18 protein-coding genes and 5 pseudogenes are annotated in these 20,782 nt (G+C 71.3%); 10 read left to right on the top strand and 13 right to left on the bottom strand.

The annotated features are described in order from the left end of the window. Window positions 1-20: 20 nt before the first annotated feature. Window positions 21-185, bottom strand: a pseudogene (locus tag B277_RS19785) (alkaline phosphatase D family protein); the annotation flags it as partial. Window positions 186-264: 79 nt separating this feature from the next. Continuing rightward, complete coding sequence (locus B277_RS05925; RefSeq protein ID WP_007926219.1) at window positions 265-1,971, bottom strand: glycerol-3-phosphate dehydrogenase/oxidase; 1,707 nt, start codon at window positions 1,969-1,971, stop codon at window positions 265-267. Window positions 1,972-2,030: 59 nt separating this feature from the next. On the opposite strand from B277_RS05925, the pseudogene glpK reads away from it, so the two are divergent. After that, window positions 2,031-3,564: pseudogene (gene glpK / locus B277_RS05920) on the top strand (glycerol kinase GlpK). A 740-nt stretch (window positions 3,565-4,304) separates the two neighbouring features. On the opposite strand, the gene B277_RS20260 reads toward glpK, so the two are convergent. Beyond that, window positions 4,305-5,003 carry a DUF222 domain-containing protein gene (locus B277_RS20260; protein WP_420795267.1) on the bottom strand — a complete coding sequence of 233 codons (699 nt, stop codon included), beginning with the start codon at window positions 5,001-5,003 and terminating at the stop codon, window positions 4,305-4,307. Between the two features lie 233 nt (window positions 5,004-5,236). Here B277_RS20260 and B277_RS05910 point away from each other — a divergent pair, with 233 nt between their 5' ends. After that, the gene (locus B277_RS05910) at window positions 5,237-5,857 is read left to right on the top strand and encodes a class I SAM-dependent methyltransferase (protein WP_007926210.1); all 621 of its coding nucleotides are present in this window, start codon (window positions 5,237-5,239) and stop codon (window positions 5,855-5,857) included. Here the strand turns inward: B277_RS05910 and B277_RS05905 are convergent. From B277_RS05905 to B277_RS05880, 7 genes and pseudogenes are all read right to left on the bottom strand, one after another. Continuing rightward, complete coding sequence (locus B277_RS05905; RefSeq protein ID WP_156811742.1) at window positions 5,820-6,164, bottom strand: hypothetical protein; 345 nt, start codon at window positions 6,162-6,164, stop codon at window positions 5,820-5,822. The two genes, B277_RS05910 and B277_RS05905, sit on opposite strands and share 38 nt — an antisense overlap. A 606-nt stretch (window positions 6,165-6,770) precedes the next feature. Beyond that, entirely contained in the window at window positions 6,771-8,624 is a 1,854-nt protein-coding gene (gene ggt, locus B277_RS05900; protein ID WP_007926206.1) for a gamma-glutamyltransferase, read from the bottom strand. 61 nt (window positions 8,625-8,685) lie between these two features. Beyond that, complete coding sequence (gene dapF, locus B277_RS05895) at window positions 8,686-9,555, bottom strand: diaminopimelate epimerase (protein ID WP_007926202.1); 870 nt, start codon at window positions 9,553-9,555, stop codon at window positions 8,686-8,688. Then, a pseudogene (miaA, locus tag B277_RS05890) lies at window positions 9,552-10,476 on the bottom strand (tRNA (adenosine(37)-N6)-dimethylallyltransferase MiaA). Before miaA ends, dapF begins: the two are co-directional and overlap by 4 nt. Continuing rightward, window positions 10,473-10,883 carry a peptide deformylase gene (locus B277_RS18935; protein WP_007926196.1) on the bottom strand — a complete coding sequence of 137 codons (411 nt, stop codon included), beginning with the start codon at window positions 10,881-10,883 and terminating at the stop codon, window positions 10,473-10,475. Before B277_RS18935 ends, miaA begins: the two are co-directional and overlap by 4 nt. A gap of 100 nt (window positions 10,884-10,983) precedes the next feature. Continuing rightward, window positions 10,984-11,070: pseudogene (locus B277_RS19780) on the bottom strand (peptide deformylase); the annotation flags it as partial. Between the two features lie 124 nt (window positions 11,071-11,194). Further along, on the bottom strand, window positions 11,195-11,734 hold the full coding sequence (locus B277_RS05880; RefSeq protein WP_007926194.1) for a YceI family protein: 540 nt from the start codon (window positions 11,732-11,734) through the stop codon (window positions 11,195-11,197). 195 nt (window positions 11,735-11,929) lie between these two features. Between B277_RS05880 and B277_RS05875 the strand changes: the two genes are divergently transcribed. Then, window positions 11,930-12,109 (top strand): Rv0909 family putative TA system antitoxin, encoded by a 180-nt coding sequence (locus tag B277_RS05875; RefSeq protein WP_040880908.1) that lies wholly within the window; start codon window positions 11,930-11,932, stop codon window positions 12,107-12,109. 73 nt (window positions 12,110-12,182) lie between these two features. Here the strand turns inward: B277_RS05875 and miaB are convergent, their stop codons facing one another. After that, window positions 12,183-13,721 (bottom strand): tRNA (N6-isopentenyl adenosine(37)-C2)-methylthiotransferase MiaB, encoded by a 1,539-nt coding sequence (gene miaB, locus B277_RS05870; protein WP_007926193.1) that lies wholly within the window; start codon window positions 13,719-13,721, stop codon window positions 12,183-12,185. 96 nt (window positions 13,722-13,817) lie between these two features. Here miaB and idi point away from each other — a divergent pair, with 96 nt between their 5' ends. The 7 genes and pseudogenes from idi to B277_RS05835 all read left to right on the top strand — a co-directional run bounded on the left by idi (window position 13,818) and on the right by B277_RS05835 (window position 19,486). Continuing rightward, entirely contained in the window at window positions 13,818-14,387 is a 570-nt protein-coding gene (gene idi / locus B277_RS05865; protein ID WP_007926192.1) for an isopentenyl-diphosphate Delta-isomerase, read from the top strand. 56 nt (window positions 14,388-14,443) lie between these two features. Beyond that, window positions 14,444-15,427, top strand: coding sequence for a polyprenyl synthetase family protein (locus tag B277_RS05860; RefSeq protein WP_007926191.1), 984 nt, complete (start codon window positions 14,444-14,446; stop codon window positions 15,425-15,427). Next, complete coding sequence (locus B277_RS05855; protein WP_007926190.1) at window positions 15,424-16,308, top strand: phytoene/squalene synthase family protein; 885 nt, start codon at window positions 15,424-15,426, stop codon at window positions 16,306-16,308. The genes B277_RS05860 and B277_RS05855 overlap by 4 nt, the downstream gene beginning before the upstream one ends. Further along, window positions 16,305-17,930, top strand: coding sequence for a phytoene desaturase family protein (crtI, locus tag B277_RS05850; RefSeq protein ID WP_007926189.1), 1,626 nt, complete (start codon window positions 16,305-16,307; stop codon window positions 17,928-17,930). Before B277_RS05855 ends, crtI begins: the two co-directional genes overlap by 4 nt. Then, a complete protein-coding gene (locus B277_RS05845) occupies window positions 17,931-18,257 on the top strand; it encodes a lycopene cyclase domain-containing protein (RefSeq protein ID WP_007926187.1) in 327 nt (108 codons plus the stop codon). It abuts the gene before it with no gap. After that, window positions 18,254-18,583, top strand: a complete 330-nt coding sequence (locus tag B277_RS05840) for a lycopene cyclase domain-containing protein (protein ID WP_007926185.1) — start codon at window positions 18,254-18,256, stop codon at window positions 18,581-18,583. The genes B277_RS05845 and B277_RS05840 overlap by 4 nt, the downstream gene beginning before the upstream one ends. Then, a pseudogene (locus B277_RS05835) lies at window positions 18,580-19,486 on the top strand (prenyltransferase). The gene B277_RS05840 and the pseudogene B277_RS05835 overlap by 4 nt, the downstream one beginning before the upstream one ends. On the opposite strand, the gene B277_RS05830 reads toward B277_RS05835, so the two are convergent. Further along, window positions 19,452-20,243: a glycosyltransferase family 2 protein gene (locus B277_RS05830; RefSeq protein ID WP_007926183.1), complete on the bottom strand. Its 792-nt coding sequence runs from the start codon at window positions 20,241-20,243 to the stop codon at window positions 19,452-19,454. The pseudogene B277_RS05835 and the gene B277_RS05830 sit on opposite strands and share 35 nt — an antisense overlap. Continuing rightward, window positions 20,240-20,761 (bottom strand): DUF2238 domain-containing protein, encoded by a 522-nt coding sequence (locus tag B277_RS05825; protein ID WP_007926172.1) that lies wholly within the window; start codon window positions 20,759-20,761, stop codon window positions 20,240-20,242. The genes B277_RS05830 and B277_RS05825 overlap by 4 nt, the downstream gene beginning before the upstream one ends. Window positions 20,762-20,782 lie beyond the last annotated feature (21 nt).

Here is a 20,782-nt window from a genome sequence, read left to right as displayed (position 1 = left end):
ATCTCGTGCCGGCGCCCCGGTGCGAGAAGGCGCAGGTCGATCTTGCCCGTGTGGTCGGTGCCCGGCGTGACCCACGGCCCGCGGATCGTGCGGCGGGAGCGGCCTCGCCCCGTGAGCGTGGCCACCATCCGCGAAGGGCGGTCCGCCCGGGCCCAGACGACCGCCGAGTCGGTCGTCACGTCACCTGACGAGACGCCCGAGGTGAGCCGTGGGCGCCGGGTGGACCGGTCAGGGTGTGCAGGTGACGGTGGCGTGTCCGGGAGGTCAGCCCTTTGCCAAGGTGCGGATGTCGGTGGCCTCGGTGCGCTCGGCGTCGGCCCGCTCGTCCTCGGTCATCTGCTGGCTCTCGATCTCCGCCTGCACCCGCCGCAGGTAGTGCTCGACCTCCGAGCGCGTGCGCTCCTCGTCCCACCCGAGCTCGGCCGCGAGGATCTGGGCTGCCGGCTCGGCCGCCTCGACACCCCGGTCGGTCGTCTCGATCGAGATGCGCGTGCGCCGGGTCAGCAGGTCGTTGAGGTGGAGGGTGGCCTCGTGGCGCGCCGCGTAGACCACCTCGACCCGGAGGTACTCCGCCGCTCCTGCGAGCGGCTCTGCGAGAGAGCGGTCCTCGTCGATCATGGCGAAGAGGTCGACGGCCATAGAGCCGTAACGGTCGAGCAGGTGGGTCACCCGCCAGACCGGCAGGTCGTGACGCCGGCTCAGGGTGTCGAGCTGGTTGACCAGAGCCTGGTAGCCCTCGGCCCCGACCAGCGGAATGTGCTCGGTGACGCTGTCGGGCACGCCGGGCGAGAGATCCTCACGAGCGGCGTCGACGGCGTCGGCGGCCATGACGCGATAGGTCGTGTACTTGCCACCGGCGATCGAGATGAGGCCCGGCTGGGGCCGGGCGACGGCGTGCTCGCGGCTGAGCTGCGAGGACTCCTCCGACTCCCCGGCGAGCAGCGGTCGCAGGCCGGCGTAGACGCCTTGGATGTCGTCGCGGGTCAGCGGCGTGAGGAGCACGCCGTTGATCTGCTCGAGGATGTAGTCGATGTCCGCCGAGGTCGCAGCGGGGTGCGCCCGGGAGAGGTTCCAGTCGGTGTCGGTCGTGCCGATGATCCAGTGGGTGCCCCACGGGATGCAGAAGAGCACGGATTTTTCCGTCCGCAGGATCAGGCCGGTCTCGGAGTTGACCCGGTCACGGGCGACGACGATGTGCACGCCCTTGCTCGCGCGGACGTGGAAGCGCCCCCGCCCCCCGGCCATGGTCTGGATGTCGTCGGTCCACACGCCGGTGCAGTTGATGACCACCGAGGCCCCCACCTCGACCTCGTCACCGGTCTCGACGTCGAGCACCCGGGCGCCCACGACGCGCTCACCGGCGTGGAGCAGGCCGGTGACCTTGGCGGAGTTGAGCACCGTGGCGCCGTAGGAGGCGGCAGTGCGCACGACGGTGAGGGTGTGGCGAGCGTCGTCGCACTGGGCGTCGTGGTAGAGCAGCCCGCCGTGGTGGGCGGAGGGCTTGAGCGCCGGGACGAGGCGACGCACTCCCCCCTTCGTCAGCTGCTTGGTCCGCGGCACGGACCGGCCGCCGCCCATCGTGTCGTAGAGGGTCAGGCCCGCGGTGACGTAGGGGCGCTCCCAGACCGGGTGCTCGAGGGGGTAGAGGAAGGAGACCGGCCTGACCAGGTGCGGCGCGATCCGGGTGAGCATGAGCTCGCGCTCCTTGAGCGCCTCGCGGACGAGCCCGAAGTTGAGCTGCTCGAGGTAGCGCACCCCTCCGTGGAAGAGCTTGCTCGAGCGCGACGAGGTCCCCGAGGCGAAGTCCCGCTGCTCGACGAGCGCCACCTTCAGGCCGCGCGTCGCGGCGTCGAGGGCGACCCCGGCGCCGGTGACGCCACCCCCGATGACGAGGACGTCGAGGTCCTGGCTCGCGATGCGGCGCCAGGCCTCGGCGCGCTGCTGGGGGTCCAGAGGTGTGGGAGTCGTCATGGCACAAAGGTAGTCGCGTCTGCCGCCGTGGCCGAACCCAAACCTGACAGGATGCGGCCATGAGCGCTGCGACGACCTACGTGCTGGCCATCGACCAGGGGACGACGAGCACCCGGGCGATGGTCTTCGACCGTGACGGGGCGGTCGTGGCGACCGACCAGATCGAGCACGAGCAGATCTTCCCGCGGGCCGGCTGGGTCGAGCACGACGCGCTGGAGATCTGGGGCAACACGCGCCGGGTCATCGGCGGGGCCCTCGGCAAGGCCAATCTCAACAGCGGCCACATCGAGGCCGTCGGCATCACCAACCAGCGTGAGACGACCGTCGTGTGGGAGAAGGCGACCGGCCAACCGATCCACCACGCGGTCGTCTGGCAGGACACCCGCACCCAGGGGATCGTCGACGAGCTCGCGGCCGACGGCGGGCTCGACCGCTTCAAGGAGGTCTGCGGCCTGCCGCTCGCGACCTACTTCGCCGGGCCCAAGATCGCGTGGATCCTCGACCACGTCGAGGGCGCCCGCGAGCGGGCGGAGGCGGGCGAGCTGCTCGCCGGGACGATGGACACCTGGGTGCTGTGGAACCTCACCGGCGGCGGCGAGAACGACGGCGTGCACGTCACGGACGTCACCAATGCCTCGCGCACGATGCTCATGGACCTGCGCACGCTGCAGTGGGACGAGGCCATCTGCGAGGCGATCGGGGTGCCCCTGCAGGTGCTGCCCGAGATCCGCTCCTCGTCCGAGGTCTACGGCGAGTGCAAGCCGGGCGTCCTCAACGGCACGCCCATCGCGGGGATCCTCGGCGACCAGCAGTCGGCGACCTTCGGCCAGGCCTGCCTGACGCCGGGGACGGCCAAGAACACGTACGGCACGGGCAACTTCATGCTGCTCAACACGGGCACGGAGATCGTCACGAGCGACAACGGCCTGCTGACGACGGTCTGCTACCAGCTCGGCGACGAGCCGGCCGTGTACGCGCTGGAGGGCTCGATCGCCGTCACCGGGTCGCTCATCCAGTGGCTGCGAGACAACCTCGGTTTCATCCGCGAGGCGCCCGAGGTCGAGCAGCTCGCCGGGACCGTCGAGGACAACGGCGGCGTGTACTTCGTGCCGGCCTTCTCCGGGCTCTTCGCCCCGCACTGGCGCCCCGACGCCCGGGGGGGCGATCCTCGGTCTGACGCGCTTCGCCAACAAGGGCCACATCGCCCGGGCCGCGCTCGAGTCGACGGCCTACCAGACCCGCGACGTGCTCGACGCGATGCAGGAGGATGCCGAGCGCGCGGGCGGCCGGCTCACGGAGCTCAAGGTCGACGGCGGCATGGTCGCCAACGAGACGCTCATGCAGTTCCAGGCCGACATCCTCGGCGTCGACGTCGTGCGCCCCAAGATCGCCGAGACCACTGCGCTCGGTGCTGCCTACGCGGCCGGGCTGGCCGTCGGCTACTGGGAGTCGACGGACGAGATCGTCGACAACTGGACCGAGGACGAGCGGTGGTCCCCGTCGATGGACGAGACCGAGGTCGAGCGACTGCACCGTAACTGGACCAAGGCGATCTCCAAGACCCTCGACTGGGTCGACGAGGACGTCGACTGACCGCCCGCCGGGCTCAGGCAGCGAGCTCGGAGAGGTACTCCTCCACGGGCGACCAGTGCAGGTCGGCCCGTGGACCCGCCCCGCGACGAAGGGGGTCAGTGTCGCGACCCCGTCCGTGCCCGAGGAGTGGTGGGGCAAGGCAGTGGTGGTCGCTGCCGGTCGGGGTGGTGATGACCACCTCGTGGGCCCCGCCTCCGGGGTCGAGCCCGGTCGAGATCACCTCGGCCCGCCAGCCGGGGGTCTCCTTGACCAGGTTGTGCGCCTGACAGGTCCCCCACCCACCAGCCGCGCTGGTGGCGCCGCCGGATGCGTGTGGGGTGATGTGGTCGATGTCCCGGATCGGGGCCCCGCACCACGGGACACGGCAGGTCCCGGCGTCGCGGGCGTGGATGAACCTGCGCAGCCCGCCCGCGAAGAGGCGGCGGGTGGAGTCCATCGCCACCAGGTCCTTGCCGTCGGGGGTGGTCCACAATCGGCGCAACCACGTCGCCGTGTCACGGCCCTCAGCATCACTCGCGTCTTCGAGGAGACTCAGCAGGTGCTCCAGCGCCGTACCCGCGGGGATCGGGCCGTGGCCGACCACCTCCACGCCGCTCTCGGACTCGCCGGCGGTGTCGCTGGTGGGGATCAGGAGGCTCTCGTTCATCACCAGGCCGATCTCGACCGGCTGCGTCTGCCCCTGCGCCCGGCCCGAGAGCCGCTCCAGAGCGGTGTCGGTCATCCACGCCCCACGCCCCCGGTCATCCGCGGCACGTGCCGCGTCCGTCTCGGGGTCGCCGGTCGCGACGAACCGGGCCTGCTCGGCGGCCTTGAGCGCCGCGAACGCCCCGACGACGTCGACCATCGGGCCCAGCACGCTCAACCACGCCATCCCATCGGCCGCGGGGCGGATGCTCACCCGCCGCGACGCCACCGCCCGCTCCCTCCTCGCGCACCAGGGATTCCTGGTCCAGGTCCACCGTCACCCGGTGCGCAGCAGCCCGCAGCTGCCGATCCCCCAACGTGGTCAGGCACCCCGACAACCGCTCGTCGGCGATCACGTGGTCCTCGTGGGACAGGCACGCCGTCTCCCTCGCGACGATCGTCGCCCGCCACTCACCCACCTCACCCGAGGTCAACGCCTGCAGTGTGTGCGGCAAGTCCTCCACCAACGCCTTGGCCAACCCCACGTGCCGGTCCGCCTGGCTGGGCGAGCAGCGCCGCGCCAACGCCACGTCACACCGCGACCCGCGCCGCCGAGACGTCGCCTCACGCGCACTGATCTCCCCCGCCTGCTTCTGCTCACCGATCCGCGCGTCCCGCTCCGCGACGAACCGAGCCGTCGCCCGCGCCTGCACCCCAGCCAGCGACCCCTTCAACGCCTCACCCAACGTGATGACCTCGAGCAGGTCCGCCTCGCTCAACCCCTCAGGGCGAGCCGCAGCCAACTCCGCGAGCATCCCCCGAAGACGCCTCGGCAGACCAACTCGCTCCCCCGACTGCACTTGCTGTGTCTGCCCGCTCATCGCACCTCCCCTCGCTCACCCAGTATCGAACACCTGTTCGAATGCCGTCAAGAGGGGGTGGGGACAACTTCTCGACGACATCCCTACCACCTCCCCCCGACACCACCGCGCCTGCCACCACCCACCGAAGACCCGCGTCACCAAGGTCATGCCCAGTTACACCTAGGGTGATCCCCGTGACCGAGCACTACTTCACCGACTCCCCGGCCGCGACCGACGCCGAGCGCCGCCCGCGGCAGCTCACCCTCGCCGGCCGTGAGGTCACGGTGGAGACGGCCGGCGGCATCTTCTCCCCCGGCGGCGTCGACAAGGCGACGGCGATCCTGCTCGACGAGGTGCCCGCACCCCCTGCGGCCGGCGACCTGCTCGACATCGGTTGCGGCTGGGGGCCCATCGCCCTCAGCCTCGCCCTGCTCTCCCCCGAGGCCACCGTCTGGGCCGTCGACGTGACCGAGCGCGCGCTCGACCTCACCCGCCGCAATGCGGCCACGCTCGGCCTGACCAATGTGCGGACGGCCCGACCGGACGAGGTGCCGGCCGACCTCGCCTTCGCCGCGATCTGGTCCAATCCGCCGATCCGCATCGGCAAGCCCGCGGTGCAGGAGCTGCTGGGCACCTGGCTCCCCCGCCTGACGCAGGGAGCCGACGCCCACCTCGTCATCGGCAAGAACCTCGGCGCCGACGGGTACGCCCGCTGGATCACCGACGAGCTCGGGCTGCCCACGGAGCGGGCGGCGACGAGCAAGAGCTTCAGGGTCCTGCGGACCAGCCGGCCCGCGGGGGGTTGATCAGGTCACCCTCCCAGGTGAGGTCACTGCTCTCGTCGACCTCGTAGGCCTCGAACCGCTCGTCCGCGAGGACCGCGTCGACGAGCTCACGTGAGCCGGCGACGATCGTGCTGTCCCAGTCGATCTCGCTCGCGACGACCCACTCGCGGCCTGCGGGCCAGATGATCTGCGGGCCGAGCTCGGGCGCCTCTGCCATGACCCCGATCCCCGCGCGCCCCGGCCATGTCGGGTCGGCCAGCTCGGCGGACGAGGTCGCGAAGAGCAGACACTCGCGCCCGGGCAGCTGCAGGAGCGGCCCGCGCCGCACGGCTCGACGCACCTCGGGCCGGAGCGAGGCCGCACGCCGCCGCTCGGACTCCCGCTGCATCCGGCGCCGCGCCCACCAGCCTGCAGCCCGGCGTCGTCCGAGAGGTAGACGACGGACGCCGAGCCGGACAGCTCACCCCAGCCGGCCCAGATCCCGGCGACGAGGTCGTCGGGCGTCGCCGTCGCATCGCGGAGGTGCCCGGTCAGCCCGGCGAGCAGGTCGACGTCCAGGCACCCCTCGCGCGTCTGACCGACCTGCCACCCGTCCGCGAACTGCACGCCGCTGTGCAGATCGGCCAGTCGGTTGAACTGCACGAGCGGGTGCATCGTCAGCCCCTGCCGGGAGGCGATCTCCGCCCACGGCCAGCGGGTCTCCACGAGCACGCGCGGCATCCCCCACGTGTCGACGTCGGACAGGTCCAGCCGGGTCACGGGGACCGGGTGCAGGACCCGGGCATAGGCCGCGAAGCCGGCACCGGCGACACCGCCGACTCGACCCCAGTCACCCACCCGGGCGAGCAGCCAGCCGCCGCACGTGACATCCCGCAGCAGCTCCACACCGAGAGCCTAGGCCGCGACCGACCTCGGCAGCCCCGCGAGAGCCACCTCAGGGCCTGCTCGAGTACCGCCACCAGTCCGGGTCGACGACCATGGCCGACCCACCTCCGGCGCGGGTCGGCTCGGCGGCGGCCTCGAGGTCCCGTCGGTCGTGCACCCGGATGCCGGTGGCATTGCCGAGCCGGTAGACCTCCTTGACCTGGTGGCCTCGCCGCCGCATGTCGTCCCCGACCGGGCCCCCGGCGAGCGAGGGCTCGAGCTCGGTGGAGCTCCCGTTGCGCGAGGACACCCGTGGAGCGGCGAGCGCGTCGCCGATCGGCAGATCGCGGTCGACGACACCGGAGACGAGCTGGGCGACCGTCGTGATGATCGTCGCGCCGCCGGGGCTGCCGGCGGTCATCCACGGCTTGCCGTCCTCGAGGACGATCGTCGGGGCCATCGACGACCGCGGCCGCTTGCCGGGACCGGGCAGGTTGGGGTCGGGGACCCCCTTCGTCACCGGCGTGAAGTTGAAGTCCGTGAGCTCGTTGTTGAGCAAGAACCCGTAGCCGGGCACGACCATGCCGCTGCCGCCGTACTGCTCGATCGTCAGCGTGTAGGTCACGGCGTTGCCGTGCTTGTCGACGGCCGTCAGCGACGTCGTGTGCTGGTCCTCGGACCCCACCTTCGTCGTCGCCGTCGAGGACTGGCAGTCGCTGTAGGAGCCGTCCGGCTCGCCGAAGGGGACGGGACGGGTCATCGCCGCGTCCTCGTCGAAGAGGCACGAGCGCTCGTCCGCGAAGTCCTGGGAGAGCAGCTCCTCGCCCGGGACGCCCGGCACGTCGCCGACGTAGCGGTTGCGGTCGGCGAAGGCCGTGGCGGAGGCCTCGGCGAACCAGTGCGCCCACTCGCCGTCGGAGAGGTCTTCGGTCCGCTTGCCGGTCCGCTGCTCGTAGGACTCGAGCAGGTTGAGGATCTCGCTCACGGCATAGCCGCCGGAGCTCGGGGTCGGCATGCCGTAGACGTCGAGGCCCCGGTGCTCGCTGTGCGTCGGCTCCTTGACCAACGCCCGGTAGGCGCGCATGTCGGCCATCGTCATCTGCCCGCGCGGGACCGACACCCCGGGCGCGGTGCGGGGGTTGCGCGCGGTCCGCACGACCGCCTTGCCCATGTCGCCGCGCTGCATGGCGTCGGCACCGTGGGTGCGGATCTGCCGGTAGGCGCGGGCGAGGTCGGGGTTGCGCAGGATCGCGCCGGTCTTGATCGGCTCACCGCCGGGCAGGTAGATCTTCGCGGTGTCGGGGAACTTGGCGAAGCGCTCGGCGTTGTCGACCGTCGCCTCGTGGAAGGGCTCGTCGACGACGAAGCCGCGCCGCGCGGTGTCCTCCGCAGGCTTGAGCAGCTGGTGGAGCGACTTCGTGCCGTAGCGCTCCGCCGCCAGCTCCCAGGTCGCCGGCGTGCCCGGGACCCCTACGGAGAGACCGGAGTTGACCACGGTGTCGAAGTCCATGGCCTGCCCGTCGTCCCCGACGAAGACCTCGTCGTGGAAGCTCGCGGGCGCGGTCTCCCGGCCGTCGATCGTCTCGACCTTGCCGGTCCTCGCGTCGTAGTGGACGAAGAAGCCGCCACCACCGAGGCCGGAGCTGTAGGGCTCGACGACGCCGACCGCCCCGGCCATCCCGATGGCCGCGTCGGCGGCATTGCCGCCCCGCTCGAGGATGTCGATGCCGATCTGGCTGACGATCGGGTCGACGGAGGCGACGGCGCCGCCGTTGCCACGCATCACGGGCATCTTCGGCAGGTCATGGCCCGCCGGTGGTGGCCCCGGCCTCGCGTCGGGGGTCGCAGTGGCGCCGGCGGTCGCGGCGAGGGTGAGCCCGCCAGCGGTGAGTGCCCCGACGATGACTCGTGTCGCTCGTCCCATGACCTCCACGCTAGGTGTGATGGCCGTCACTCGCATGTCGAGGCGGGGCGAAGGGGTCCCCTCAGACGAGCTCGGTCGTCCCGTCCGCGACGAGCACCGCAGGGCCGGCGAGCTCGACCTCCCGGCCGGGCAGGAGCCGCACCCGCAGGGTGCCGCCGGGGACCTCGACGGTCATCGTGCCGGTCGAGTCCGCGTCGCCGGACCAGAAGGCGGTGCCGATGGCCGCCGCGCAGACGCCGGTGCCGCAGGAGCGGGTCTCCCCGACGCCGCGCTCGTGGACCCGCATCGAGATGTGCCCCGGTCCGAGCACGCGGACGAACTCGACATTGCTCCCCTCCGGCGGGACGGGGTTGACGGCGGGCGGACGCCGCAGACGCAGTCCGTTGAGGTTGACGTTTTCCGGCAGGGCCACGACGGTGTGCGGGTTGCCGAGGTCGAGCGAGAGCCCGGAGTAGGGCTCGGTGATGTCCTCGGCCTCCTCGACGTGCACGAGCGCGTCGAAGCCCTGCTCCTGCGCCTTGGCCTCGTCGACGAAGCGCCACGTGCCCATGTGGGTCACGACGTCGTCGCCCTCGAAGCGGATGCGCCGCACACCTGCTCGTGTCGCGATGGCGAAGTCGTCGCCGACGAGACCCTCTCGCCGCAGCCAGGTCGCGAAGACGCGGGTGCCGTTGCCGCACATCTGCGCGAGCGAGCCGTCGGCATTGCGGTAGTCCATGAACCACTCGGCCTCGTCGGCCTGGGCGCGGACGTCGGCCTCGGCGGCGTGGGCCGTGCGGACGACGCGGATGAGGCCGTCGCCGCCGATGCCGGCCTGCCGGTCGGCGAGGCGGACGACCTGCTCGGCGGTGAGGTCGAGCCCGCCGTCGAGGTCGGGCACGAGGACGAAGTCGTTTTCGGTGCCGTGGCCCTTGGTGAATCGCAGCGTCATGGCGTCCATTGTGTCGGACGGCGAGCCAGGTCCGACGCCACCTGCACGAGGTCGGGCGCCGTGGCGTCGAGCCATCGGGGCCGCGGGTCGGGGCGCCACCACGACTCCTGCCGGCGGGCGTAGCGGCGGGTGGCGCGCGCCGTGTCGGCGATCGCCTCCTCACGCCCCCAGCGACCGTCGAGCTCGCCGAGCGCCTGGGCGTAGCCGATGGCCCGGGATGCGGTGCGCCCACCGCGCAGGCCGGCGGCGTCGAGGCGGCGCACCTCGTCGAGGAGCCCGCCGTCCCACATCGCCCGGGCCCGTCGCTCGATGCGCTCGGTGAGCGCCGTCCAGTCGTCACGCAGACCGATGACGAGCGAAGGGCGTCGGTAGCGCTTGGTGGGTGCCGTCGCCGAGAAGGGGCGACCGGTGATCTCGACGACCTCGAGGGCCCGGATGATCCGACGGATGTTGTTGGGCTCGATGGCCTCGGCTGCTGCGGGGTCGACCTGCTGGAGTCGACGACGCAGGGCGGCGGGACCCGCTTCGTCCTCGGCCACCGCCTCGAGACGGGCGCGGACCTGCGGGTCCGTCGGGGGGGATGTCGAGGTGGTCGAGCGCGGCGCGCACGTAGAGTCCGGAGCCGCCGGCGAGGACGGGTACGCGACCTCGGTCGAGGATGTCGACGACCGCGGCCTCCGCGCGCTGCTGGAAGTCGGCGAGGGTCGCCTCGTCGGTGACGTCGAGGACGTCGAGGAGGTGGTGCGGGATGCCGCGCCGCTCGTCCGGTGGGAGCTTGTTGGTCCCGATGTCCATGCCGCGGTAGAGCTGCATGGCGTCGGCGTTGACCACCTCGCCACCGAGCTCCTCGGCGAGGTCGAGGGCCAGGTCGGACTTGCCCGTCGCGGTGGCGCCGACGACGGCGATGACCTGCGGGGTCACTCCTCGTCGACGTCCGGGTCGTCGTGACCGAAGGGGTCGGGCCCCTCGCCGGGCAGCCAGGTGTGCCCGGGGACGCCCCAGCCCTCGGCCTTGACGGCCTTGCGGGCCTTCTTCTTCCAGCGGTCGCCGAGGCGGTCGACGTAGAGGAACCCGTTGAGGTGGTCGTACTCGTGCTGCATGCAGCGGGCGAACCAGCCCGTGGCGGAGAAGGCGATCTCGTTGCCGTCCCAGTCGTAGCCGGTGACCTCCGCCCGCTCCCCCCGACGCAGGGGGAAGGAGTAGCCGGGGACCGACAGGCAGCCCTCGGACTCGTGGTCGCGGTCGGGCTCGCCGGCAGCGGGCTTGCTCGCCCGGACGTAGGGGTTGATGACGTGGCCGAGACTCGGCACCCCGTCGTCGTTGGCCATGCTCCAGGTGAAGATCCGCAGGCCGAGCCCGATCTGGGGGGGCGGCCAGGCCGACGCCGTGGGCGGCCTCCTGGGTCTCGTACATGTCCTCGACGAGGGTGCGCAGCCGCGCGTCGAAGTCGGTGACCGGCTCTGCGCGGGTGTGCAGGACCGGCTCTCCCGTGATGGTGATGCGGTGGATCGTCATGGACCGCATCGTATGTCGCCCGGCCCCCACGACATGACGGAGCCGGGGCCGGCAAGGGGGGGACCGGCCCCGGCTCCGCGGGGGGGGTGCGGCGTCAGGGGCGCCGCACGGTGTGGCTCGAGACTCAGGCCTGCTTGATGGCCGAGATGTCGAGGGTCAGGGTGATCTTCTTCGAGACGAGGACGCCACCGGTCTCGAGCGCGGCGTTCCAGGTCAGACCGAAGTCCTCACGGTCGACGTCGGTGCGGGCGGTGAAGCCGACGCGGACGTTGCCGAAGGGGTCCTGGGCGGTGCCCTCGTACTCGGCGGCGAGCTCGACGGTGCGGGTGACGTCCTTGATGGTCAGGTCGCCGACGAGGGTGAACTCCTCGCCCTTGACGTCCTTGATGCCGGTCGAGACGAAGGAGACGGTCGGGTAGTTCTCGGCGTCGAAGAAGTCGGCCGACTTCAGGTGGCCGTCGCGGTCGGCGGAGCCGGTGTCGACGGAGGCGACCTGCATCGTGGCGGAGGCGGACGAGGCGGTGAAGTCGTCGGCGACGGTGATCGTGCCCTCGAGCTCGCGGAAGTAACCGCGAACCTTGGTGACCATGGCGTGGCGGGCGACGAAGCCGACCTCGGAGTGGCTGGCGTCGATGGTGTAGGTGCCGGTGGGGAAGTTGCTCACGATGTCTCCTGGGTGGTGATCGTTGGTTCTGGGAACACGACGGACCCTAGATGCTTTTAATTGTCGTGTCAACTATTGGACTTTCAACCACTTAGTACATGGCACGTCAGCGCCAGCGGTTGAAGCGCTCGCGCGCACGTGTTTGGCTGGGACCACGGCCCGATACCGGGCACCCGGCAACAGAAGGAGAACACCATGGGGTTCGACGATCTGAAGGGCAAGGCCACCGACGCTCTCGGCAACAACAGCGACAAGGTCGAGGAGCACAGCGACCAGGGGCTGGACAAGGCCGGCGAGTTCGCCGAGGGCAAGGGTGCCAGCTCCGAGCACGTCGACAAGGGCAAGGACTTCCTCGACGGCAAGATCGGCGAGTGAGTCAGCCTCACTGACACGTCGAAGGGGGTGGGTCACCGCAACGGTGACCCACCCCCTTCGTCATGCCCGGGTGTCAGAGCCCGCAGGCGGGGCCGCTCGTCTCGACCGTCTCCGGAGCGCCGATGCGCGGCATGCCGAGCGAGACGCTCGGCTTGGCGACCGCGCCCTCGGCGCCCTGCTCCTGCAGAGCCGCCCACGCATCGCCACCGGCCGTGCGGCGCACGGCGAAGACACCACCGGTGATCGCGGAGTCGGCGACGAGGTGGTGCGGGGCGCCGTAGGTGACGCCGACGGTGACCATGTCACCCGGGCGCGGGCGGCCGGCCTCGGCCAGCCCCTCCGGGAGGGCGAAGTGGACGAGGCGGTTGTCGGGGGCGCGCCCGCTGAGCCGGGCGGTCTCGCGGTCCTTGCGCCCCTCCCCCGTCGCGACGAGCACCTCGAGCTCGCGGCCCTCCTGCTCGCGGTTGCCGGCCCAGGAGATCTCCTCCTGGAGGGCGACGAGGCGCTCGTAGCGCTTCTGGACGACCTCCTTGGGCACCTGGTCGTCCATCGTCGCCGCCGGGGTGCCGGGGCGGATCGAGTACTGGAAGGTGAAGGCGGAGCTGAAGCGGGACTCGCGGACGACGCGCAGCGTCTCCTCGAAGTCCTCCTCGGTCTCGCCGGGGAAGCCGACGATGATGTCCGTCGTGATCGCCGCGTCGGGGATGCGGTCGCGGACGCGCTCGATGATCCCGAGGAAGCGCTCGGAGCGGTAGCTGCGGCGCATCGCCTTGAGCACCCGGTCGGATCCGGACTGCAGCGGCATGTGCAGGCTCGGCATGACATTGGGCGTCTCGGCCATCGCGTCGATGACGTCGTCGGTGAAGGCGGCGGGGTGCGGGCTGGTGAAGCGGACCCTCTCCAGCCCCTCGATGTCACCGCAGGCGCGCAGCAGCTTGCCGAAGGCGAGCCGGTCACCGAACTCGACGCCGTAGCTGTTGACGTTCTGCCCCAGGAGGGTCACCTCGATGACGCCCTGGGAGACGAGCGCCTCGAGCTCGGCGAGGATCTCGCCCGGCCGGCGGTCCTTCTCCTTGCCGCGCAGGGCGGGGACGATGCAGAAGGTGCACGTGTTGTTGCAGCCGACGGAGATCGAGGTCCAGCCCGAGTAGGCGGAGTCGCGTCGCGTCGGGAGGGTCGAGGGGAAGGTCTCGAGCGACTCGAGGATCTCGACCTGGGCCTCGTCGTTGTGCCGCGCGCGGTCGAGCAGAGCCGGCAGCGAGCCGATGTTGTGCGTGCCGAAGACGACGTCGACCCACGGGGCGCGCTCGACGATCGTCGCGCGGTCCTTCTGCGCCATGCAGCCCCCGACCGCGATCTGCAGGTCCGGGTTGCGCTGCTTGAGCGGGCGCAGCTGGCCGAGGTTGCCGTAGAGCTTGTTGTCCGCGTTTTCGCGCACCGCGCACGTGTTGAAGACGACGACGTCGGCGATCTCGCCCCGGTCGTCAGCAGGCAGGCTCGCGATGTCGACGTAGCCCGCCGTCTCGAGCAGCCCGGCGAGGCGCTCGGAGTCGTGCACGTTCATCTGGCACCCGTGGGTGCGCACGTCGTAGGTCTTGGATGCAGCATTCATGTCAGTCGAAGGGTAGTCGCCCGCCAGATCAAGGAGTGACGCAAAACCCTGGACACTGGCGTCCAGATCACGTTGTTCAGATGACATGCTGACACCATGAGCACCGCAGATCAGGACCCGGCCGATCTGGTCGTGCTGCTGGCTGACGACGCACGTCCCGTGGGGACCGCCCCTCGGGCCGACGTGCACACAGACCGCACGCCGCTCCACCTCGCTTTCTCGTGCCACGTCACCGACGGCAGCGGCCGTCTCCTTCTCACCCGACGCGCGCTCAACAAGCGGACCTGGCCGGGGGTCTGGACGAACGCCTTCTGCGGGCACCCTCGCCCGGGCGAGGACCCCCAGGTCGCGGTGCACCGCTACGCCGAGTACGAGCTCGGGCTGCGGCTGGACCACCTCGAGCCCCTGCTCCCAGACTTCCGTTACCGAGCGGTCGACGCCTCGGGCATCGTCGAGCACGAGGTCTGTCCTGTCTGGCTCGCCCATACGACATCGGACCCGAGCCTCAACCGAGACGAGGCCGTCGAGGCCCGCTGGGTGACGCCGCAGGAGCTGAGGACGACGGCCGAGGTCGCGCCGTGGGCGCTCAGCCCGTGGCTCGTCCTCCAGCTCGACGAGCTGCCTGCTGGCCGGAGCGCCCTCGACCAGGTCGGCCAGGCCGTATGAGGTCGGCAACCCGTGACGCCGAGCCCACCTCTGTGACCACATCGCCGGCAGCGGCCGTGTCGGCGTATGAGCTCAGCGACGCTCAGGTCCTGCGGGACGCTCTGGCCTCGGCAGGCAGCGGCGGCAAGCGCTTCCGCCCTCGTCTCGTCCGTTCGGTCCACGACCTGCTCGGCGGTGACGCCGGCCCGGCCGTCGACCAGGTCGCCGACGCCGTGGAGATGCTGCACACCGCCTTCATCGTCCACGACGACGTCATCGACGGCGACGACCTCCGACGGGGTGGGCTGAGCACGCCTGGCCGCTTCCACGCCGACGCGCTCAGAGTCGGCGCCCCGGCGGCTGCGGCCCGCTCCTTCGCCACCGCCGGGGCGATCCTCACCGGCGACCTGGCGCTCGGCGCGGCCATGCGGGCCGTGGCCTCGGCGCCCGTGTCGCGTGAGCGGATGCTCCAGCTGCTCGACCTCTTCGACCACACCCTGGCGGTCTCGGCCGCAGGAGAGCTGGCCGACGTCCGCCTCTCGCTCGGTTGCGAGGAACCGACGCTGCAGGAAGCGCTGAGCGTCGCCGAGCAGAAGACTGCGGTGTACTCCTTCAGCCTGCCGATGCAGTGCGGCGCCGTGCTCGCCGACTCCCCGGACCAGCTCGTCGACGGCCTCGGCCGCATCGGGCGGCACCTCGGCCTGGCCTACCAGCTGCTCGACGACCTCACCGCAGTCTTCGGCACGCCGGCCCAGACCGGCAGGCCAGGCATCGCCGGTGACCTGCGCGAGGGCAAGCGCACACCGCTCGTCGTCCACGCACGCACTACCTCGGCGTGGCCTGTCCTGGAGCGCCATCTCGGTGATCCCGACCTCGACGAGCAGGGCGTCGAGCACGTCCGGGCCGCCCTCGCGACTGCCGGATCACGCTCCTTCGTCGACGACCTCGCCACGCAGCAGCTGCGCGAGGCGACCACGCTCGCCGAGGACCTGAGCCTCCCACCCGAGTTCGTCACGTGGGTGGGCGAGGTCGCGGGCTCTCTCGAGGGCGGCGTGGCATGACACCGGCCAGGCATCAGCGCGACGAGGCCCCACCCCACGTCCGCTACGACGCGACCGCCCAGGCCGCGGCCGAGCTCGTCATCGCCCGGTACTCGACCTCCTTCGGTGCGTCGAGCAGGCTGCTCGCCGAACCCGTCCGGGCGCGCGTGCGCAGCATCTACGCCCTGGTCCGGGTCGCCGACGAGATCGTCGATGCTCCCCGCCCCGACGTTGCCACCGACGAGCAGCGCGCTGTGCTCGACCATCTCGAGCGCGAGGTGAACGTCGCGATCGACCGCGGCCTGAGCTCTGACCTCGTCGTCCATGCCTTCGCCCGGACAGCGCGAGCATGCGGGATCGGCATGGACCTCGTCGAGCCCTTCTTCGCCTCGATGCGCACCGACCTCACTCGCACCACCCACGACGAGGAAAGCTTCGCGAGGTACGTCTACGGATCGGCCGAGGTCGTCGGTCTCATGTGCCTGCGCGCCTTCCTCGCCGACGAGCCCGACGCCCAGGCCAGCTACGACCGGCTCGCCCCGGGGGCTCTACGCCTCGGGGCCGCCTTCCAGAAGGTGAACTTCTTGCGAGACATCGCCGCCGACCGCGACGAGCTCGGTCGCCGCTACTTCCCGGGCGTCGACCCGCACCGCATCGACGACGCCGACCGTGACCGGCTCCTCGACGACCTCGACAACGATCTCGCCCTCGCTGCCGCCGCCGTCGAGCAGCTGCCGCCGAGCAGCCGACGTGCAGTCCGGGTGGCGCACCGGCTCTTCGCCGAGCTGTCTGGCCGACTGCGCGAGACCCCCGTGGAGCGGCTGCGCCACGAGCGGGTCCGGGTGCCGGGCCCCCGCAAGGCCGCAATCGTGCTCGACAGCGTCGTTCGAGGCCGACGATGAGGCCCCTGCGCTGGACCGGTCGGACCAGTCAGCCGCGCGAGCCCGGGACCGTCTGCGTCATCGGTGGCGGGGTGAGCGGTCTGGCCACATCGGCGCTGCTCGCCGCCGACGGCTGGCAGGTGGATCTCGTCGAGCGCTCGGAGCGTCCCGGCGGCCGGGCGGGGTTGTGGGAGCACGAGGGCTACCGCTTCGACACCGGGCCGTCGTGGTACCTCATGCCCGAGGTCTTCGCCCACTTCTTCGAGATGCTCGGCACCTCCGTCGACTCCGAGCTCGACCTCGTCCGGCTCGACCCGGGCTACCGGGTCTTCTTCGAGCATGACGACGAGCCGGTCGACGTGCAGGCGACCAGGGCGGCCAACGAGGCGCTGTTCGAGTCCCTCGAGCCCAGTGCTGGGTCGGCGCTGTCGGACTACCTCGACTCCGCGCGCCACGTGTACGAGCTCGCCGTCGACCGCTTCCTCTACACGAGCTTCGATTCCAGCGGCTCGCTGCTCAACGCCGACGTGCTGCGCAACGGGCCCCGCCTCTCGAGCCTGCTGACTCGTTCACTCGAGTCCCACATCGCCACCCGCTTCGACGACGCACGGCTGCGTCAGATCCTCGGCTACCCCGCTGTCTTCCTCGGCACCTCGCCAGACCGCGCCCCGAGCATGTACCACCTCATGAGCTGGATGGACCTCGCAGAGGGCGTGCTCTACCCGGCAGGGGGCTTCACGACGATCGTTGACGCCCTCGTGCGGGTGGCCGAGCGCCACGGCGTCCGGGTGAGGACGAGCACGACCGCGACCGCTATCCGTACGACTGCCGCGCGCGGTCGGCGTGCCCGCGTGATCGGCGTCGACGTCACCGGCCCGGACGGCGAGACCCAGGAGCTCCCGTGCGATGCCGTGGTCGGGGCGGCCGACCTGCACCACGTCGAGACCGCGCTGCTCCCCGAGCACCTCCAGACCTACCCGCAGTCGTGGTGGGAGCAGGTCGACCCCGGGCCCGGGGGTGTGCTCGCGATGCTCGGCGTCGACGGCGAGCTGCCGCAGCTCGCCCACCACTCGCTCTTCTTCACCACCGACTGGCGGCGCAACTTCGACGACATCCTCGGCCCTGAGCCCCGGGTGCCCGACCCGGCCTCGATCTACGTGTGCCGGCCGTCGGCGAGCGACAGCACCGTCGCCCCCGCCAGCAAGGAGAACCTTTTCGTCCTCGTCCCTGTCCCCGCAGACCCCACGATCGGCCGGGGCGGCACGGACGGCGCCGGTGACCCCGGGGTGGAGCGAACCGTGGACGCGGCCATCGATCAGATCGCTGCGTGGGCGGGCGTGCCGGACCTTGCCGAGCGCGTCGAGGTCCGGCGCACCGTCGGGCCGGAGGACTTCGTGCGGGATCTGTCGTCCTTCTCCGGGAGCATGCTCGGACCGGGACATGTCCTGCGCCAGAGCGCCTTCTTCCGCGCGGACAACGTCTCGAAGAAGGTCGACGGGCTCTACTACGCGGGCTACTCGACCCGCCCCGGCATCGGGCTGCCGATGTGTCTCATCAGCGCCGAGCTCGTGCTCAAGCGGCTGAGGGGCGATACCTCGAGCGGGCCGAGCGTCACCCCGACCGGCGATGTCGAGGTGGGCTGAGTGGGTCTGCTCTACCTCGGTTTCGTCGTGGTCTCCACGGTCTGCGTGGGTCTCGTCGACCACCGGTGGCGCCTCGCCCTCTTCGACCGGCCCGCCCGCACCCTCGCCGTCGTCGCAGCAGGCTCATTGCTCTTCCTCGTGTGGGACCTCGTGGCGATCGAGTCGGGCATGTACGTGCGTGGCGAGTCGCCCGCGATGACCGGCATCGAGCTGCTGCCCGAGCTCCCCGTCGAGGAGATCTTCTTCATCGTCTTCCTCAGCTACCTCACGTGCGTGCTCCACGGGCTCTTCTCGAGCCTGATCCCCCGCGGCGAGTTGCCCTCATGACCTACGCCGGCCTGGCCGTCTGCTTCCTCGCCGCCGCGGCGCTCGTCCTCGTCGCCGCCGCCGTGCTGCGCCGACCCGACCGGCGCTGGTGGCTCGCGACCGCTGCGACGGCGCTGGCGCTCGTCGTGCTCACCGTGATCTTCGACAACCTCATGATCGCCGCCGACCTCTTCCGCTTCGACGAGGCCCAGCTCTCCGGCATACGCATCGGCCTCGCACCGCTCGAGGACCTCGCGTGGCCGGTCGCGGCCGCTGCCACCCTGCCCGCGCTCACGCTCCTGCTCGATCTCGACCACCCACGAGCCACCCGCGGAGCCCAGCGATGAGTGCCGCAGCGCAGCAGCGGTCGGCTCAGTCCTCTCCCTTCGCCCACGTCCTCGCGTCCTCCCGGCCGCTGTCGTGGGTCAACACGGCCTACCCCTTCGCCGTCGCCTACCTGCTCGCCGGCGGGCGGGTGGACCTCTCCTGGGTCGTCGGGACGCTGTGGTGCCTCGTGCCCTACAACCTGCTCATGTACGGGGTGAACGATGTCTTCGACTACGAGTCGGACATCCGCAACCCCCGCAAGGGAGGAGTCGAAGGGGTCGTCCTCGATCGTGGCCTGCACCGGGCCACCCTGTGGTCGGTGGTGGTGTCGAACCTGCCCTTCGTCGTCGTGCTTGTCATCCTCGGCGATCTCCGCTCGACCCTCGTCCTCGCGGTGAGCGTCTTCGCACTTGTCGCGTACTCAGCCCCAGGGCTGCGATTCAAGGAACGGCCCTTCCTCGACTCGCTGACGTCGAGCACCCACTTCGTCAGCCCCGCCGTCCTGGGCATCGCGCTGTCCGGTGGCACCTTCGACCCCGTCACCCTCGCCGCGCTCACCGGGTTCTTCGCCTGGGGGGTCGGGTCGCACGCCTTCGGCGCGGTGCAGGACATCGAGGCCGACCGGGCAGGCGGCATCGCTTCGATCGGCACCGTCCTGGGGGGCGCGGCGCACCACCGGCTTCGCCCTGCTCGCCTACCTCGTCAGCGGGCTGCTCCTGCTGGCCCTGCCCTGGCCAAGCACGCTCGCTGCGGCCTTCGTCCTGCCCTACCTCGCCAACGTCGTGCCGTACCTACGGCTGGAAGAGGCCGAGTGCGAGCGCGCGCACACAGGCTGGCGACGCTTCCTCTGGCTCAACTATCTCACCGGCTTTCTGCTCAGCCAGCTGATCATCGTCGCGACGATCGGCCTGCCCGGTCAATGACCTCGAGGCGCGCCCGCTCGATGCGGTCGCGCCACCGCAGCCACGGCGGGTGAACCTGCCAGTTGAGCTCGAGGGTCCGCACAGCCCGTGCGAAGCGCCGACGCACCTGCGCGGCCCCACGCAGCGACCGGGCCGAGACCCCGACGTGCAGGCCGCGCGCCAGCCGAACCCTTCGGCCCGGCCCGAGGACGAACGCGAGGTCCATGTCGTCGTGCACCTCGGGGTCCTCGCGGTGCACCTCGTGGCGGACGGCGAGCCAGGTGCTGCGGCGAACGGCCATGCTCGAGCCCCACAGCGCGGTATGGGCGAGCGCGAGGTGGCTCAGGACGTAGTACGCACCGAGGTACAGCGCAGCCACCGGCGGCCCGAATGGGCGGGGCAGGTCGTAGAAGGTGCCGGTGCCGGTCACGGCGCTCACCGCAGGGTCGGCCATGGCCCGGGCGACCCCCTCGACCCAGCCCGGGCCGGGACGGGAGTCGGCGTCGAGACGGGCGATCACCTCGCCGCGGGCAGCGTCGTAGCCAGTTGCCGCAGCGAGGGGGATTCCGACCCGTGACTCGTGCATCACCGTCGCTCCGTGCGCCCGTGCGACTGCTGCCGTGTCGTCGCGGGAGCCGTTGTCGACGACGACGACCTCGAGCGGCGGCACGTGCTGGCGGGCGAGCAAGGTCAGACAGGTGCGCAGGGCCACGGCATCGTCGCGAGCCGGGATGACGACGGAGACACTCGGCAGGCCGTGCCCGGCGGGTGCTCTCATCCTGACCCCTCGGGCTCAGGTCTACTCAGTGCGAGCAGGACCGCGGCGACGACCGCCCCGACCACCCCGGCCCCGAGATCGCCGAGCGTGTCCTCGTAGCCCACCTGGATGCGGTCGTCGAGGACGGTGTGCCCGAACCACTCACCCATCTCCCAGAGGAGGGCGAGGGTCGTGGCCAGGGTGCTGCTCACGACGACGAACCCCAGCCGAGTCATGTCCTCACCGAAGAGCCCGAGCCGCTCGAGCGCGGCGTAGCCGATCGCGCCGACGAGGCCGGTCAGTGCGGCATGCACGACGACATCGAGCCAGCTGACGGCGAGGTACCAGTCGAGCATCGCGGCCCAGGCGCCGACGAGGATCGTCGCGCAGTAGGAGAGATCGAGCGGCGCGGGGGTCCCCAGGGCGCGGGGGATCATCGAGCCTCCGAGCACGAGCATGAAGAGCGCGAAGCCGATGAATCCCCAGCCGAGCGTGCCGAGCACCACGCTCAGAGCCGCCGCGAGGCGCAGGAGATCCATGGCGGCCGGGCAGAGGGGGTC

Source organism: Janibacter hoylei PVAS-1 (assembly GCF_000297495.1).
Classification (GTDB): Bacteria; Actinomycetota; Actinomycetes; order Actinomycetales; family Dermatophilaceae; genus Janibacter; species Janibacter hoylei.
Note: the sequence above shows the minus strand (reverse complement) of the source record. Positions and strands in the feature narration are given on the sequence as shown.